Genomic DNA, 17261 nt, shown 5'->3' with positions numbered 1-17261 from the left:
CCTTAGCGAGCGCGCATTCGTTCGATCATTTCGTCTATCCACTGAATACGCGCCCTCTCTTCCAGTTCTCCGCCTCTCGTCGCCATTGCGGCAACAATGTCGCCATCGGCGTCAAAGCGGGCAATCTGCTCAATGGTGGCTTCCAGTCTTTCAATGGTTGCTGTTCGCCAATCTTGAAGTGCCTTGATACGCAATTGTGGTGGAATTGCTGACAAAGCAAAGCTACGCGTCCGGATCGGATCAGGGCCGGCTGCAAGGACATGTGCCCGACTTTCCAACACCCAATTACCTAGCGCCTGATTGCCATCGGTGGTGAGTTCCAGTTTTCGAGTTCCTCTGGCATCTTCGGCGTCGAGGTTTTCCTTTATCAGCCCGCCTTTGACCAACCTTCGAACGAGAGGGTAGATGGCACCGGCGCTCGCGCTCCAACTGTGAGTTGCCGAAGCCTCGAATTCCTTGCGTACTGCGTAGGCGGTTAGTGGCTGCTTGCGCGCAATTACGCTAAGCACAGCTCCTTCCAATTCCGACAGCATGTCGCAAAATTCCCCGTTGACAATCGCTTCAAAATAGTTCGATTAGTATTAAATAGTCCTAATCGCACTAATTCGTGCCACTAGCGTAGGGAATGTTTAAATGAAAGCCTGGCTTCAGACCAGCAGGGGAATGCTGTGCGCTTGGCTTGCCGCTTTGCTGCCTCTCTTCTTCGTGACCGACTTAGCTGAAATGCTGTGGTTGGGATTCACGTTTCTGGCACTCGTGTTCATCAAGGCTTCGCGTCAGGCTACATTCCAATGGGTCTACAAAAGCGTCCCTGTATCGATCGCTATTGGGCTTGCGGTTGGAGTAGTCGTCTTTGCGATAGATTTTCCGCTGACCCCGGTTCTCGAGGAGGCCACCGGCACCAAGCTGAACGCCACTCAATTAGAGGGTCTTGATCAGGAATTTGGCGTTTACGTTGAATGGATGCTCAAGGGCATCTTGCTGGGAGGGATATTGGAAGAGATTCTTTTCCGCGGCTTCCTGATTGGCTGGGGTGCACAATTGCTCGGAAAACGCTGGGCTTGGGTTCTTGTTGTCCTGATCGCGGTGTTGTTTGGATTTGGCCATGTGAACCAAGGTGTTGTTGGGCAAATATTGACCGGGATCGCAGGGCTTTTTTTCGGCCTCACATACGTGGCATGTGGTTGCAAGTTATTGCCCGCCATGATCGCGCATGGCACCGCAAACGCACTAACTGTCTCAAAGATATACTTCTTTGGCTACGGAATGAGCATTGAGACAAGCAGGACCTTGCTCGGGACCTGGGGATATCCCTTCCCTTTGATGTAGTTGTTTGGGCTGAGGTTTGCTCCTAGGAACCAGTTTTAGTCTGATGATATTAATGTAATTTCTGTCTGACGTCCGTCCAGATACCGGACTGTTTCACCGTCAAAATAGGCGTCCTCTTCTGATCTGAAGTCTACACGTTGTCCGTCCCATTCAGGAACTTCGCTATAGGTCGTCAGCTCGATCGACCAGGCCGTCTTGGGACGTATGCGATACTCGCCACGGGGATCGCCATCTTGATTATCCCAAAAACCGATCGCTGTTCCTGCGCCGTGGCCATGGCTGCCAATGGGATGCGAATAGATCGATGGATCGAGACCTTCTGAAATGGCCTGAGCCCGCGCACGAGCTAGTACTTCATTCCCGCTATCACCCATGCGAAAGTTCGCGATCAGAATATCCTGGGTGCGATTCGTGTTCTTCAGGCCTTGCCGCAGGCCTTCCGGCGCTTCAGTTTCTCCGGGCTTCAAGACGTAAGCCAGATGTTGCGTATCGGTGTTGAGCCGTAAGTAAGTGATACCAAAGTCGGTCCAAAGCAGATCACCGGGTTGGATAACGATATCTCCGCGAAGCATGTCTTCTTCGCCCTGACGCTGGATCCCCACCGATGGATGAAACCATGGAGAAACGCCGAGGCTGGCGAGCTTTTCGCGATACCACCATTGAACATCCGCAGCCGTGGTTTTGCCGGGCGTGATGACTTTGCGGGAGAAAGCTTCACCGATCAAAGAATGCGCTATACGCACTATACCTGGATAAATCTCGATCTCTGCTGGAATGCGGGTTTCCAACCAACGCACAGATAGGGTTTCCCCTGAAACAATCCGTTCACGCAGTTCAGACGGCAACTCGCGGGACATCGCACGAAACTGGCTGAGTGTCATACCGTCGCCAAAAGCTGTTGTGTCCGAGAAATTGATTGCGATCTTTGTGGGATCTCTTTGAGCGATGATGTTCGCAACGGCCTTCCATTGATTGGGTTGATCATCGGGATCCCATGACGGCTCGAACAATCCAGCAAGGCCATAGCGGCTGACTGTCAAACGCTCGATCGGTTGCCCATCGCCCGGGTTGTAGAATATCAAAATAGTGCGCCGGCGCGCGGCCATGCTCTTTGCGTCGAGCATGCTTCTGACTACCGGTTCTTCGAAATATTCGCGGGACATGAGCAGCCACAGGTCGACATCTTCTTCACGCATGATCTGTGGAATTACCGTGTCGAGCCTCTCAGCAAGGATACGGTTAATCACCTTTGCGCGTTCGCGCATTGAAAGGATGTCTGGCAGGGGCGGGGACGTTTGCTCAGTTTCAGACATGGGTATTTTGCCGATTGAAGTCGTGCTTGCCACGGTGGGCCCGGCTGCGATGCCCACGGTTGCGATTGCCAACGCCTGAAATGAGCGACGTAGATACATTGCAGTCCCCTGAACTTTGTTTGGGATGCCTATGATGTGCCTTTTCAGCCTGTGTCAAACGCGCAAAAAGAAAGGGTGCCGAAATTAGCACCCTTTCGAACTGAATTCATGTCCCAGTGGGAACTAGCTGTCGCCTATTCCGTCGAGAGCTTTGCTCACCAGAATATTCACCGAAACGCGCCGATTCTGTGCACGACCTTGCGCTGTGCTGTTATCGGCGGTTGGGTCAGATGCCGCCATTCCAGTTGGCGTCAGCATGCGGAACGGCTTCCACGAACATTCCTGCTGGAGGTAGTTCACTACGCGACCTGCCCGTTGTTCGCTCAAGCGCTGGTTTACTTCGTAGCTACCTGTTGAGTCGGTATAACCTACAACCAGAAGAAGCGAGTTTTCGATCGCGTCTGCTTCTGCTGCAGCTGCGCACAGTTTCTCACGAGCTTCGCCTGACAGCTGATAACGACCGCTGGCGAAGTAGACATTGGTCACGCCCTTTATGTTGTACTGGTCGATGTCGCCCAAGCGACCGCGAAGTGCCTCTGCAGCGCGGGCGTTCTCTTCAACGCCGACTTCGTTTTTGTCGATACGCGCACCTTGTGCAGCAAACTGCTGTGCAGTGCCGTTGCGGATCATGGCTGCGGTTTCAAGATCGCTATTCTTGAAACGGATATCGCTTGCCACCAGCGTCTCACCAGATTGCCAGGTTTCAACCTTGACCGGCAATCCATTCAATAACGAATTGATACCCAGCGATTTGCGGCCAAGACCAAGGAAACCGCCAGTCCCGCGGACGCGGGTCTCATCATTTACCGCGACCGTCGTGGTTGTTCCGTTCGCCGAAGTGATCTGAAGACGATCATCATTGCGAGCGGTGATGACACCTTCAATTTCCGGCCCTTCAACGCCGATTACGGTTGTTAGCACTTCTTCCGACTGCGCAGGCTCTTCTTGCGCAACCGCTCCGCTCCAAGCGGGTAAAGCGAAAGCTGCAATTGCAATCATCGCCTTTGATCCGTTTGAATTGACCTTCATCAATGTACTCCTTCAATCAATACCGGCCGCTTGTATTTTGTGTTTGGTCTGACCGGTCGACCCTGAATGAAAATGGCCTACATTTATGTCGGCCAGCCCCTAATCAAAATTTGCGGAGGAGCCTTAATGGTCCGAGCCGGACAATCCCAGCTATACAGGGCGCCAATGGGGGTGATCAGCGCGCAAGTTGCGGCGAACCGATCATATTCACCTCAAATTAAGGCGCGAAACGCCGATTCTTGGCCAGAAAACGAACAAAGGGCGCCAAAACGGGCGCCCTTTGTTCTTATTGGTCCAGACGAGTTCAAAGCTGGCCGAGCATGTGCTCCGCGCTTGATACAGAGAAGTCACCTGGGGCTTCGACGTTGAGTTCTTTCACCACACCGTCTTCGACAATCATCGAATAACGCTGGCCGCGCTTGCCCATTCCAAAACCGGAGCCGTCCATGGTGAGCCCGACTGCTTCAGCAAAATCGCCGTTGCCGTCTGCCAGCATAGTGATGTCTTCAGAGCCAGCGGCCTTGTTCCAGGCACCCATCACGAATGCATCATTGACTGCGGTTGCTGCAATTTCGTCAACACCCTTGGCTTTGAGCTCAGCCGCTTTTTCAACATAACCGGGCAAGTGACGCGCAGAGCATGTTGGTGTGAATGCACCTGGCACTGAAAATAGCGCCACTTTTTTGCCGGCGAAATATTCCGACGAGCTTACTTGCTCAGGTCCGTTTTCGGTCGCTTTGACCAAAGTTACTTCTGGAAGTTTGTCACCAACCGAAATTGCCATTGCGTAATATCCTTTCGTGATCCCGTCCGTATGCGCTCGATATAGCCACTGTCAGCGTGTCCGCAACGATGAAGGATATAAAGAATCTTTTATATTTGCTTCGTAGTTGCCCTCAGGTTAGAGCGCGCACCAGAAATTCAAGCGGCCATCGTTTAGGATGGGCTAAAGATTATCAGGAGTTTGAAGGTGGCAGAAGCTGCACAGGATTACGTCATCAAAGATATTGCGCTTGCACAGTATGGGCGCGATGAAATTGCCATTGCTGAAACCGAGATGCCGGGCCTGATGGCGCTGCGCGAAGAGTACGGTGACGCCAAACCACTTGCTGGAGCGCGGATCACCGGATCGCTCCATATGACGATCCAGACGGCGGTGCTGATCGAAACGCTGGTCGCGCTGGGTGCCGAAGTACGCTGGGCCACCTGCAATATCTTCTCCACGCAGGACCACGCCGCAGCTGCCATCGCTGATCGTGGCATTCCGGTTTTTGCGATCAAGGGTGAAAGCCTGGCAGATTACTGGGACTACGTTGGCCGCATTTTTGACTGGTCGATAGAGAGCGATCCTGAACTCACCGCAAACATGATCTTGGACGATGGTGGCGATGCAACAATGTTTGCGTTGTGGGGTGCACGTATCGAAGCGGGAGAGGAATTGCCTGAACCTGCCAACGCCGAAGAAATAGAATTCCAGCGCGCGCTGAAGGCATTTGTTGCGGCTAAACCAGGATATCTGACCAAGAGCGTCAAGAATATCAAAGGAGTTTCGGAAGAGACCACTACGGGTGTTATGCGCCTCTATCAGATTGCGAAGCAGGGCAAATTGCCATTCCCGGCGATCAACGTGAATGATAGCGTCACCAAGTCGAAGTTCGACAACCTTTACGGATGTAAGGAGTCTCTGGTTGACGCGATCCGTCGTGCAACTGATGTGATGCTGGCGGGCAAGGTCGCCTGCGTTGCCGGTTATGGGGATGTCGGCAAGGGTTCGGCGGCTTCATTGCGCGATGGCGGCGCCCGCGTGATGGTGACAGAGATCGACCCGATTTGTGCGTTGCAAGCCGCTATGGATGGCTATGAAGTAGTGACCATGGACGACGCCGTGAAGCGCGCGGACATCTTTGTCACCGCAACAGGCAATGAAGACGTGATCACTGGCGAGCACATGAAGGCGATGAAGAACATGGCCATCGTGTGCAACATCGGTCACTTCGATAGCGAGATCCAGATTTCCGCTCTCGACAATTATGAGTGGAAGGAGATCAAGGAAGGCACCGATCTGGTCACCTTCCCGGATGGTTCGTCGATCCTCGTTCTGGCCAGGGGGCGCTTGGTCAACCTCGGCTGTGCGACCGGTCACCCGAGCTTCGTGATGAGCTCCAGCTTTACCAACCAAACGCTGGCTCAGATCGAATTGTTCACGAAGTCTGACGATTACGAGAACGATGTTTATGTGCTGCCGAAGCACTTGGATGAGAAGGTCGCTGCGCTGCACTTGGAAAAGCTCGGGGTTCAGCTGACGCAACTGAGCAAGAAGCAAGCTGACTATATCGGTGTGCCGCAAGCTGGTCCGTTCAAGCCGGATCACTATCGCTACTAATCGCTTCGGTTTGTCCGAATATTTTTGAAAGCCCTCGCAAATCTTCGTGTTTGCGGGGGCTTTTCCATGCATGACCGTTGCATCCGACGCGGGGCGCGCATAGCTGGTTGTCATGGAGTTTTCGCCGACCGCAATGTCAATGATCGGGCTGCTGCTTGCAGCATGGACGGTTGGTGCAGCTTTGTTGATGATCAGGGCCGCACAAAGTGGCCATAAGTTCAAAGCGCTGAAGCGCTCTCTAACACGCGTTTCAGGCATGCTGGAGGAAGCGCCCGCGATCCCGATGCTGGTTCGTGCGGACGGAAAGATAGAGGTTCAAGACAGGGTTTCGGGGTGGCTTGGTCTGGATGCAAGCCCCAGATATTTAAGCGAACTTGTCGGCGATGGCGACAACGGTCTGTTGGAGGAGCAGCTTTCACAGCTCACCGAGGCGGTGAAACGAACACAGAAGACAGGCGCCCCCTTTCGCCTGTCGATTAAGCTCCAAGGTGCCGGACGAAGCCTGGCCTTCCGCGGATACTCGGCGGATCCGAGAATCGCGCCCGGTGGCGCTGCGCTGGTTTGGATTTTTGACTTTACAGAATCCGAAGGTGAACTGGCGACGTTGCGCGATCAGGCGTCGCGCGCGCAAAGCGATTTTACGGCTTTGGTCGGTTTGATCGAGGCTGCGCCAATTCCGATGTGGTTTCGTGGGAAGGACACGGCGCTTCGCTTGGTGAACCAGGCCTACGTGGACGCGGTAGGAGCGCAAAGCGCAGACGAAGTGATCGCCAAGCAGATTGAACTGCTCGAAGCGAACAAAGGAAAAACTGCAGGCGAGTATGCAGCGGAGGCCGTGCAAAGCGGCAGCTTGGTCGAACGTGAGTCGCGTTCAACGATTGACGGCCAGCGGCGTTTGTTGCGTGTGAGTGACTTGGCGATCGGCGAAGAAGGTATCGCTGGCTATGCGATCGACATTGAAGAGACAGAACAGATTGCGCGAAACTTCAGGGCTTTCAGACAAGCCCAACGCGCAATGCTGGATCAGCTTTCAGTAGGTGTGGCGCAGTTTGATCCGGATCAGAATCTGGTATTTGCGAACAGACCTTTTCTGCGGCTTTTCGATCTATCGTCGAGCGTGGTGAACGACCAAGTTCCGTTTGACCGGTTTCTCAGCGATGCAAGAGACAAGCGCCGTACTCCTGAAGTGAGAGACTTTCCTGCTTGGCGTAAAGAGCGGCTTGCTTGGTTCGGCGCAAACGAAGCACAGGAAGAGGCCTGGCCATTGGGATCGGGACAGCATTTGCGCATCGTGGGCCAGCCTATGCCCGATGGCGGCCTGGTAATGTTCGCTGAAGATCGCACTGAACAACTGGCAGAATCGGCGACGCGCGACACGCTGTTGCGGACCCGTGCAGCGATGCTGGACAGTTTGTTCGAAGCAATTGCAGTGTTCGCGCCCGATGGATCGCTCCAACTGTGGAACCGCAGTTTCGCTGGAATTTGGGGCATTGATCCCACTTCCCTCGACGGACACCCATCGGCCGACAAGCTGATGGAAGCAATTGCACCAAATCTTGCAAAGCGTGCAAATGCGGATGCCATCGGGCGCATTATCCGATCTGCCACGCTGGACCGGAAAGAGAAAGGTGGGCGTGTGACTTTAGGGGATGGCAGGACGCTGGAGTTCGCCGGGGTTCCATTGCCGGATGGAAACGGATTGCTCACTGTGCTTGATATAACCGATTCCCAGATGGCGGAGACTGCGCTGCGCGAGCGAAATCAGGCCCTGGAAGAAGCGGACCGGGTCAAGGCCAACTTCCTTGCTAATATGTCTTATGAATTCCGCACGCCATTGACCTCGATCGGTGGCTTTGCAGAGCTTATCCAAAGCGGCGCAGCTGGGCCTGTCAGTGATCAGCTCCAGGAATATGTCCAAGCCATCCTTGATTCAGTGAAGCGACTGACCGAGCAAGTCGAGAATGTCCTCGATCTTTCCCAAGGGGAGGCAGGACTGCTGCCATTGTCGAAAGAGCGGGTAGAACTGCTGCCCTTTGTAACGGAAATCGTGCGCGAGCGTGAGGAGGCGATCGCCGATGGGGCGTTGACCCTTGACCTGCGTGGTAATTCAGGCGGTGCGATCGAGGCTGATCGACGTCAATTGGGTCGGGCAATCGGGCATCTGTTAGACAATTCGATTGCTGCAACAGGACAAGGGGGCAAGATTCTTGTCGATGTTGCCCGAACCAAGGATGGAGCGCGGATTGTAATCTCAGATAACGGTTCCGGCATGGGTAAACAGGAATTATCGCGACTGCTCGAAGGTCTGCGAGTTTTGCCTGACGGGAAAGTTGAAAAGCGCGGCGGGTTGGGCGTTCCTCTGTCCCGCCAACTGATTGAGGCGCACGGTGGATCGTTGAACATGGAAAGTCGAAAGGGTGTGGGCACAACCGCACTGATCATGCTGCCGTGATTGTTGATCTTCCTGACCTTGATGCGATGACTGCCTTCAGTTCGCGGATCGCGAGAAAGGTTCAGGCCGGGGATGTGATCTCGCTTGAGGGCGAACTGGGCACGGGCAAAACCACCCTGGCACGCGGTATATTGGCGGGACTCGGTCATGATGGCGAAGTCCCGTCACCAACATTCACGATCATTGAGACCTATGAAAATACGAAGGTGCCTGTGGCGCATGCCGACTTCTACCGACTGGAAGATCCCTCAGAGTTACGCGAGTTGGGGCTCGATGACTATCGCGAGGGTGCGGTCTTGATCGCCGAATGGCCGGATAAGGCAGGCGGCTTTGCGCATGAATCTGCGTGCCTTGCAATCAAGCTGGAAATTGCGGGTCTGGGAAGGCAGGCAATTGTCCGCGGTGGGCGCGAATGGCAAGGGCGTATGCCATGACAACTTTGCCTGAAGGTATCGAACAGTTCCTCACTCAATCAGGTTGGGGAGGGGCCAAGATCGAAGCTATCCCCGGCGATGCCTCATCCCGGCGCTATTTTCGCATCAGGCGCGCTCGAGAAACCGCGATGCTCATGTACGCCCCGCCGCCTGAAGAAGACCCAAGGCCCTTCGTGCAAGTTGCGCAATGGCTGCTTGCGAACGATATGCGTGCGCCCAAGTTGCTAGCCCATGATCTAGGTGCTGGATGGCTACTGACCGAAGATTTCGGCGATGACAGAATGCGCGAGTGGGTTGAGTCACGGCCTGACAGCGAAGAAGCAATTTATGCGCAAGCTATTGATGCGTTGGTGCAGCTTCATCAGAAGCCTGCCGGGCCGCTCGACCCTTATGATATGGCCGTTTACCAGCGTGAAGCAGGCTTGCTGACGGAGTGGTACACACCGGCGATGGGGCTGGAGGTCGATAATGAGAGGTATCGTGCAGCTTGGCATGAAGTTCTTGCACCGCTGATCATGCGGCAGGTGCCGGGAGTCACCGTGCTGCGTGACTATCATGCAGAGAATATCATGATCCTGGGCCAGTCCGGGATTAGAGATGGCGAACAGGGTTTGATAGATTTCCAGGATGCTCTGGTTGGCCATCCAGCCTATGATCTGGTGTCGTTGCTACAAGATGCGCGACGCGATGTATCGCCTGAGTTGGAACGTGCGATGCTTGAGCGGTATATTGCTGGCGCCAATCCGGGCCCTGATTTCGAGGCTGACTATGCTATTCTGGGGGCTCAGCGAAATGCCAAGATTGTTGGCATATTTACACGGCTCCACAAACGCGATGGCAAGCCCCGGTATCTTGGCTACATCCCCCGTGTGTGGGCTTTGATGGAACGGGATTTGGAACATCCTGCGCTGGCACCGGTCGCTGCTTGGTTTGACGCTAATATTCCCGATGATCTGCGCAAGTATGGCGGAGGCACAATCGAATGAGCGAATTGGCATCCGACACTGCGATGATTCTCGCAGCAGGGATGGGCAAGCGCATGCGCCCATTAACTGCGAGCCAGCCTAAGCCGCTGGTCCGGGTCGCGGGTAAGCCATTGATCGATCATGCGCTTGATCGGCTTGAGGATGCAGGGATCGCCAAGGCAGTCGTCAATGTCCACTATCTGGCTGACGCGCTAGAAGCTCATATCGTCGGCCGCGCAAAGCCCAGCGTGACGATTTCTGATGAGCGCGGCGAATTGCTTGAGACCGGCGGGGGGATGCTGAAGGCATTGCCCAACTTACCTGATCCCTTCTTTTCGTTGAATTCGGACAACATCTGGCTTGATGGTCCGCGCAACGTATTCGCCGATCTATCTGCGCGCTGGGATGCAGACCAGATGGATGCGTTGTTGCTGGTTGTCCCGCACGCAAGGGCGGAAAACTTCAACGGCGCAGGGGACTTCCATATGGATGCAGTTGGACGTTTGCGTCGTCGTACGTCGGGGAGAGTTGCACCCTTCATTTACACCGGAATCCAACTGGTATCGCACCGTCTGTTACGAGATGCCCCTAAGGGTCCATTCTCTACCAATGTCTTGTGGAGTCGTGCCATTGAGGAGGGGCGCCTGTTCGGCGCATCATTCACCGGCCAATGGTTCGAGGTGGGTACCCCGCAAGCAATACCCCCGACAGAGGCTGCGCTTCGGCGTGGCTGAACACAACAAGCCCCGGGTCTATTCAATCGCTGCGCATCGCGGCTTTGCTGATGCACTCGTGGCCGGTTTGGTGCCGCGATATAGTGAAGACAATCTGGGTCTCGCACGACTGACACTGATTCTTCCTTCAAGCCGGGCCGCACGTAGCATTAAAGAAGCTTTCATCCGTCACTATGGCGAAACCGGGCAGCAAGGCCTTCTGATGCCGCGCATGGTCATGGTCGGCGATATTGATCTGGACGAGGCATTGGGACCATCGTTCGATCCGTTGGGAGCATCGGACATCCCCAAGGCGGCCGATCCGACACGCCGATGGCTAGAATTGGCCGATATGCTTCGTTCGGCCATGGAACGCGAAAAGCGCGATATTCCCGGCGGAGCAGCCCTGCTGCGGCTCGCTCGCGAGCTTGGGGGCATGATGGACCGACTGATCGCGGAAGAGGTCAGCTTTGCAGATTTCCTGAGCGAGGAAGTGGTGGGAGCGAGCGCCGAACTGGCAAGGCACTGGAAGGACAACACCAAACTTTTCGCGATGGTGCTTGCGGATTGGGAATTGCGCTTGCTGGAACGCGGGGAAGTCGATCTGGCGACGCGTCGAAATATGCTGTTTGACCGCGCTTCAGACCGCTGGCGTTCCGAGCCGCCCGAAACGCCAATCGTGGCTGCAGGTGTGACCAGCGCGGCGCCTGCACTGACACGCCTCCTGCGCACGATTGCGAACCTTCCCAAAGGCGCGGTAATTCTGCCGGATCTCGATCTGGCGTTGCCGCTTGACGCTTGGGATGAACTGGGCAGAGCAGGGCATGCGCCGGCGCCAGAGGAATCGCCTTTCTCAGCTCATGAGGCAGCTACACATCCGCAATATCACCTGAAACTCTTGCTCAATCGCATGGGCATCGCGCGAGACGAAGTACAGCAATGGCATCGCAAGGGCCTATCAGCAGCGCCGCCAGAACGGTCACACGCGATCTCATCACTGTTTCTGCCGCCCGAAGCGAGCAAATCCTGGATTGACCTCAAACCTGAAAAGCGACGTCTTTCAGGTGTAAGAACCTTGTCCTGCGCAACCTCCGAAGAAGAAGCTCAAGCAATCGCCATCCTTGTGCGTGAAGCCTTGGAAGTACCCGAGAGGCGAGTCTCCGTCGTGACTCCGGATCGCAGCCTGGCACGCCGTGTGGGCCAGCATTTGCAACGTTGGAATATCGAAGCAGACGACACCGCGGGACGCCCGCTCTCGCTAACCGCGGCGGGCCGACTTTTGCTGCAATTGGCCGAGTTGGTATCAGAACGTCTTGCGCCCGTTCCGCTGATTGCGGCCCTGGGACATCCGCTTGTGATGAAAGGTGATGCCCGGCGCGACTGGTTGAGGGCTTTGCGCGCATTTGAACGCAAGTTGCGGGGCCCCAGACCTGCAGAAGGCTTTGAAAGCCTGCGGGCAATCGCCAACTTGGCTGGGGTCAAAGACTGGTGGGGGAATACTGAGGCCATACTTGGGCCATTGGCTGACATTGCTGGGCGAGATGAACAGGTATTGCTTGCCGATGCGTTGGATATCCTTTTGACCATAGGCGAGGCACTTGCCGGTGATGATCTTTGGGCCAATGAGGATGGTCGTGCGCTATCTCGCTTTGTCGAGGATCTGCGTTTGAATGCGCGCGAAATTGGTACCAGTGTAGCTTCGTCAGAGATCTATGCAGCCCTGCGCGATGCGATGGACCAGGTCGCTGTGCGCCCCACCTATGGCAGCCATCCAAGGGTGGCGATCTATGGTCTACTTGAGGCGCGCATGTCACGGTCCGACTTGGAGATTTGCGGTGGCCTGAACGAAGGAACCTGGCCGCAGTCGCCTTCGCCCGATCCGCTGCTTGCACCTGCCGTTCTGCGTGCACTGGGTATGCCCGGTCCAGAGTTTCGGATCGGGCTTGCCGCACACGATTTGGCCGGAGCGCTAGGTGCACCTGATGTCGTTTTGACTCGCGCCATTCGCGATATGGACGGGCCGACAATTCCTTCACGCTTTATATTACGAATCGAAGCCTTGTTAGGCGAAGCGGCCAAAGATCATCGCGACGAGCGAACCGCCCGTTCTGCATCGGCGGTGAATGCCGTAGTGAAGCCTGCAGAGCCATATCCTCGACCATCGCCAATGCCATCGGCAGAACTGCGCGACGTTCCCATCAAAGTCACCGGGCTCGATCGACTTATGGGCGATCCCTATCAGTTCTATGCGCAGGAGATCCTTGGGCTATCCAAGATTGACCCTCTTGATGCCGATCCTTCTCAGGACTTCGCGTGGCAGGGAACCCAGGCGCATGACATTCTGCAGCGCTGGCACGAAGCGCGGATGAGGGGCGAACTGGTTTCCATCAAAGACACTGCAAATCAGGTTCTAGAGGAAGCCAGTATCCACCCGCTGCTGCGAGGATTGTGGATGCCGCGCTTGCTTGCAGGGCTTGAGTGGGTCGAACAATCAGTATCCGAACAAACCGAGCGCGAGATTGTCGCGATTGAGCGCGAAGGCTCAATGACGTTCGAGGGGGTGCGAGTTTACGGTCGAGCTGACCGGATCGATCGCTATCCTGATGGGACTCTGGCCATCATTGATTACAAGACTGGTAAACCGCCGACTGCGGCGCAGGTTGAAGCCGGTTATGCGCTGCAGATGGGCACAATGGGTTTGATTGCGCGTGATGGCAGCTTTGGCGATATCTCCGGTGACGCAGCAAAGTTTGAGTATTGGTCTCTGGCCAAAAGCGATGGTGACTTTGGCTACGTTTCCACACCTTGGAAGGATGGCAACAAGCGAAGTGGAATTACGCCTGAGGAATTCCTGCCGGAACACGAGAGTTTCCTGCGCGACGCAATCACCAAATTCATCAAGGGCAGCGACCCTTTCACAGCGAAGCTGAACCCTGACTATCCGGGATACAATGATTACGACCAACTGATGCGCCTGGATGAGTGGCAGGCTAATTTCGTCGATGATGACGCCGGGTTGGACGATGGTAAGGGCGCATCATGAGCGGGGCGATCTATCCCCTTCAGGACAATCAGCTTGCGGCTGCTAACCCCGAAGACAGCGTATGGCTTTCCGCCTCTGCCGGAACGGGCAAGACACAGGTGCTGTCGGCGCGTGTCTTGCGCCTTTTGTTGCAGCCGCATCTCGATCCTTCACAAATCCTGTGCTTGACCTTTACCAAGGCGGGCGCGGCCGAGATGGCGACGCGCATCAATTCGGTTCTGGCGCGTTGGGTAAGGCTTTCGGAAACGCAACTTGGCAAAGAGCTGGGCTATCTTGGTGCGCCGAATGATGTGGAGACGCGCGACCGTGCGCGCACTTTGTTTGCCAGCGTTCTCGATTGCCCTGGTGGTGGGCTGCGCATTGATACGATCCATGCCTTTTCACAGTGGTTGCTCGCCAATTTCCCGAACGAGGCAGAGATGCTGCCTGGGATGCGACCGATGGAAGATCGCGAGCGCGCCTTGTTGATGCGCGAGACGCTCGCGGCGATGCTTGTCGAAGCTGAGCAGGCAAGCGATCACGCGACGCTCGAGATCGTATCGGAATTCACCCGGACGAAGGGTCAGGACGCGTTGCAGAAATGGCTGATGCGGTGTGCGAACCTGCATCAATTGTGGAAGGGGCCGCGTGGATGGCAACCACCGATGGCGCCGCAAGTGAAGCAGCTGCTTGGGATTCCGTCCGACGCCGACGAAGCGTGGATCCATGAGGTTCTTTCTGCTGATGTTTTTCCCGATCATCACTTACAGGCGATGCTTCCTTTGATGGATGGTTGGAGCGCGAAGACTGGCAAGGAAACAGCTGAGTTCATACGGGCGTGGTTGCCATTGGATTTGACGGGGCGCGTGGAATGCTTCGGACAATTCTATTCGACTGTTCTGACCACCAAAGGCTTGCCGCGCCAGATGAACAAGCCGTCGCAGGAAGACCCGTCGCTTCCGGCGCGTCAGGAAGAGATCGCGCAAGCGTTGGCTTGCTTTGCTGAACGCAAATCACTCCTCGAACTCTCTCAATTTCTCGCGCCTGCGCTTGAGCTTGGTCGCGCATTCTATCTGAGATGGGATGCGGCCAAGGCGCGCGAAGGTCTGCTAGATTTCGATGATCTGATCGAACGCGCGGCATCGCTGCTGAAGAAGAAAGAGGCAGCTGACTGGATCCGGTTCAAGCTCGACCGGCGCTTCGATCATATTCTGGTGGACGAAGCGCAGGACACCAACAAATCGCAATGGGACATCATCGATGCGCTGATCGATGATTTCTTTTCGGGGCAAGGCGCGGCCGGTGACAAGGTGCGCACCATTTTTGCGGTGGGTGACTATAAACAGGCGATTTTTGGCTTTCAGGGCACCAGTCCCGAGAACTTTCGCAAGGCCAAGGAGCGGGTCAAGGCCGCAATGCATTCGGCGGTTCAAAATGCTGCCGAAGCGCGCCTTAACTCGCGGCAAAGGGCGCTCCAGGATCTCGACTTGGGGCAATCGTTTAGAACATCTGTCCCGATCCTGGAATTTGTAGACCGAGCGGTTGATGCGATTGGGCCGGAGAACATCGGCCTGACTGATCCATACCATTCGCATAAGGGGGAGAACCGCCCTGGTCTGGTTACGCTGTGGAACCCGGTGCATGACGAGCGCGAGAATGAGGAAGCGGCCGAGGGAAGGGGTGACGACAAGGGCGAAGAGGGCTGGCTCGCCAAGCATGATCGCAAGATGGCAGAGCGCATCGCGAAACAGGTGAAGCGCTGGACCGATGGAACAGAGCCATTTGCGCTCCAGAAGGGGCGGCATCGCAACGCACGGCCGGGCGATATCATGGTGCTGGTGCGCAGTCGCAAGGATCTGGCTGGACTGATCGTTGCGCGGCTTCATGCCAAGGGGGTCCCGGTTGCGGGCGTTGACCGCTTGCGCATGGGCGATCCGCTGGCCGTCAAAGACCTGATGGCGGCCCTGCGCTTTGCCGCACAGCCGCTGGACGATCTTCAGCTTGCGAACCTTTTGTCGTCGCCGTTGATGGGATGGTCGCAGAACGAATTGCTTCAATACATTCCGCGCGAACCGAAGCAGCGCCTGTGGGATCACTTGCGCAAGCATGATGCACCGTTTGTGCAGGCAATGGTTGCGAAGCTGCGTGAACTGTTAGCATTGGCAGATTTCGAAACGCCGCAGAGCCTGCTTGAATGGATGCTGGTTGGACCGTGGCAATCGCGCGCAAAACTTCTCGCGCGTTTGGGGGCAGACGCAAATGATCCGATCAATGAACTGGTTAATTCCGCTTTCGCCTATGAAAGCGGCCATACACCCAGCCTCGCGGGCTTTATCCAGTGGTTTGACGCCGGCGATGGCGTGCTAAAACGTGATCCGGATGACGCGCCCGATCTCGTACGCGTCATGACAGTGCATGGGTCAAAGGGACTGCAGGCACCGATAGTGATTTTGGCCGATGCAACCAGCAAGCCGGGCCAGGTTCGCGACCTCGAACTTGAAGAGGAGATACCTGGAGGGAATGAGGCGGATTCGCGAGGCGTTCCGCTGCCGGGGATTAATGCAGAACAACGTAAGGGCAGGCTTGAGGAAGCTTATGACCAAGCCAAAGCTCGGGATCTGCAAGAACACTGGCGTTTGCTTTACGTTGCGATGACCCGCGCGGAAGAGGCTTTATTCATCGGCGGCTCTCTGGGGCCAAAGACTCAGCAGCCCCACGAGGACAGTTGGTACGCGCGGCTCTCTCCACTGATGGACGTTGATGTTCTGGACGATGATATCTGGGATGCCCGGCGTGAGTATGGGGGGCGGGCCGAGCCGATAACGACCGATGAAGCAGAAGAGATCGGCGTAGGTGACACATTGCCGGAATGGCTGACGACACCGATCGGTCCTGAACCCAGACCGCCGCGACCTCTCGCGCCATCCTCCGCGGGCGACGACACGGGAAGTGATCCGCCGTTACCTGCTGATATGGTTCAATCTGCAGCGCGCCGGGGTGTCCTGATCCATAGTCTGCTTGAGCGTTTGCCCGATGTGAACGCGGATGAGCGGGAGAAGCAAGCGCTGACGTGGCTTGAGCGACAGGCCGGTGATCTATCTGAAAACGAGCGGTCCGAGATCGCGGGGCAGGCAATAAAGGTTCTGGATAATGCGGACTTCGCCGATGTATTTGCACCAGGCTCTCTTGCGGAAGTTCCCTTGGCAGCAACGGTCGGCGGTCAGGTAATTGCCGGAACAGTTGACCGCCTTTTGATCACGGAAACCACAGTTACTGTCGTCGACTTCAAAACCGCAAGGCGGCCTCCGAGTTCACTTGAGGAAATTCCTGATAGCATCGTCAAACAGATTGCGGCCTATGTTGCTGCGTTGGAAGCCATCTATCCTGAACACGAAATCCGCGCCGCCGTACTTTACACGCAAACGCCGGAAATCTTCGTTATCCCTCATAAACTTATCAGGTTACACAAAAATGCCTTTGCGGCTGAAGATGAAAGCTATCCACCGGCAGGCGTTGAGTAAG

Annotated in this window: 12 protein-coding genes; 8 read left to right on the top strand and 4 right to left on the bottom strand. The window is 55.8% G+C overall.

The window, feature by feature from the left end; translation table 11 throughout:
* Positions 1-2: 2 nt before the first annotated feature.
* Positions 3-533, bottom strand: a complete 531-nt coding sequence (locus A6F69_RS09140) for a helix-turn-helix transcriptional regulator (protein WP_067600208.1) — start codon at positions 531-533, stop codon at positions 3-5.
* Positions 534-633: 100 nt separating this feature from the next.
* Between A6F69_RS09140 and A6F69_RS09135 the strand changes: the two genes are divergently transcribed.
* Positions 634-1329 carry a CPBP family intramembrane glutamic endopeptidase gene (locus tag A6F69_RS09135; protein WP_067600205.1) on the top strand — a complete coding sequence of 232 codons (696 nt, stop codon included), beginning with the start codon at positions 634-636 and terminating at the stop codon, positions 1327-1329.
* Positions 1330-1364: 35 nt separating this feature from the next.
* On the opposite strand, the gene A6F69_RS09130 is transcribed toward A6F69_RS09135, so the two are convergent.
* From A6F69_RS09130 to A6F69_RS09120, 3 genes are all read right to left on the bottom strand, one after another.
* Positions 1365-2741, bottom strand: a complete 1377-nt coding sequence (locus tag A6F69_RS09130) for a M24 family metallopeptidase (protein ID WP_245638224.1) — start codon at positions 2739-2741, stop codon at positions 1365-1367.
* 123 nt (positions 2742-2864) lie between these two features.
* Positions 2865-3770: an OmpA family protein gene (locus tag A6F69_RS09125; protein ID WP_067600202.1), complete on the bottom strand. Its 906-nt coding sequence runs from the start codon at positions 3768-3770 to the stop codon at positions 2865-2867.
* A 304-nt stretch (positions 3771-4074) separates the two neighbouring features.
* Entirely contained in the window at positions 4075-4554 is a 480-nt protein-coding gene (locus A6F69_RS09120; RefSeq protein WP_067600199.1) for a peroxiredoxin, read from the bottom strand.
* A 186-nt stretch (positions 4555-4740) separates the two neighbouring features.
* Here A6F69_RS09120 and ahcY point away from each other — a divergent pair, with 186 nt between their 5' ends.
* From ahcY to addA, 7 genes are all read left to right on the top strand, one after another.
* The gene (gene ahcY, locus A6F69_RS09115; RefSeq protein ID WP_425388050.1) at positions 4741-6153 is read left to right on the top strand and encodes an adenosylhomocysteinase; all 1413 of its coding nucleotides are present in this window, start codon (positions 4741-4743) and stop codon (positions 6151-6153) included.
* Positions 6154-6265: 112 nt separating this feature from the next.
* Positions 6266-8605, top strand: a complete 2340-nt coding sequence (locus A6F69_RS09110) for a PAS domain-containing sensor histidine kinase (RefSeq protein WP_067600193.1) — start codon at positions 6266-6268, stop codon at positions 8603-8605.
* The gene (tsaE, locus tag A6F69_RS09105) at positions 8602-9039 is read left to right on the top strand and encodes a tRNA (adenosine(37)-N6)-threonylcarbamoyltransferase complex ATPase subunit type 1 TsaE (RefSeq protein ID WP_067600190.1); all 438 of its coding nucleotides are present in this window, start codon (positions 8602-8604) and stop codon (positions 9037-9039) included. Before A6F69_RS09110 ends, tsaE begins: the two co-directional genes overlap by 4 nt.
* The gene (locus tag A6F69_RS09100) at positions 9036-10025 is read left to right on the top strand and encodes an aminoglycoside phosphotransferase family protein (protein WP_067600187.1); all 990 of its coding nucleotides are present in this window, start codon (positions 9036-9038) and stop codon (positions 10023-10025) included. The genes tsaE and A6F69_RS09100 overlap by 4 nt, the downstream gene beginning before the upstream one ends.
* Complete coding sequence (locus A6F69_RS09095; RefSeq protein WP_067600184.1) at positions 10022-10738, top strand: nucleotidyltransferase family protein; 717 nt, start codon at positions 10022-10024, stop codon at positions 10736-10738. Before A6F69_RS09100 ends, A6F69_RS09095 begins: the two co-directional genes overlap by 4 nt.
* Positions 10731-13760, top strand: a complete 3030-nt coding sequence (addB, locus tag A6F69_RS09090; protein ID WP_067600181.1) for a double-strand break repair protein AddB — start codon at positions 10731-10733, stop codon at positions 13758-13760. Before A6F69_RS09095 ends, addB begins: the two co-directional genes overlap by 8 nt.
* Positions 13757-17260, top strand: a complete 3504-nt coding sequence (addA, locus tag A6F69_RS09085) for a double-strand break repair helicase AddA (protein ID WP_067600178.1) — start codon at positions 13757-13759, stop codon at positions 17258-17260. Before addB ends, addA begins: the two co-directional genes overlap by 4 nt.
* Position 17261: the final 1 nt, after the last annotated feature.

This window comes from Altererythrobacter ishigakiensis, assembly GCF_001663155.1.
GTDB classification, from domain to species: domain Bacteria; phylum Pseudomonadota; class Alphaproteobacteria; order Sphingomonadales; family Sphingomonadaceae; genus Erythrobacter; species Erythrobacter ishigakiensis.
The sequence above is the reverse complement of the archived record's forward strand: the minus strand, read 5'-3'. Positions and strand labels throughout refer to the sequence as shown.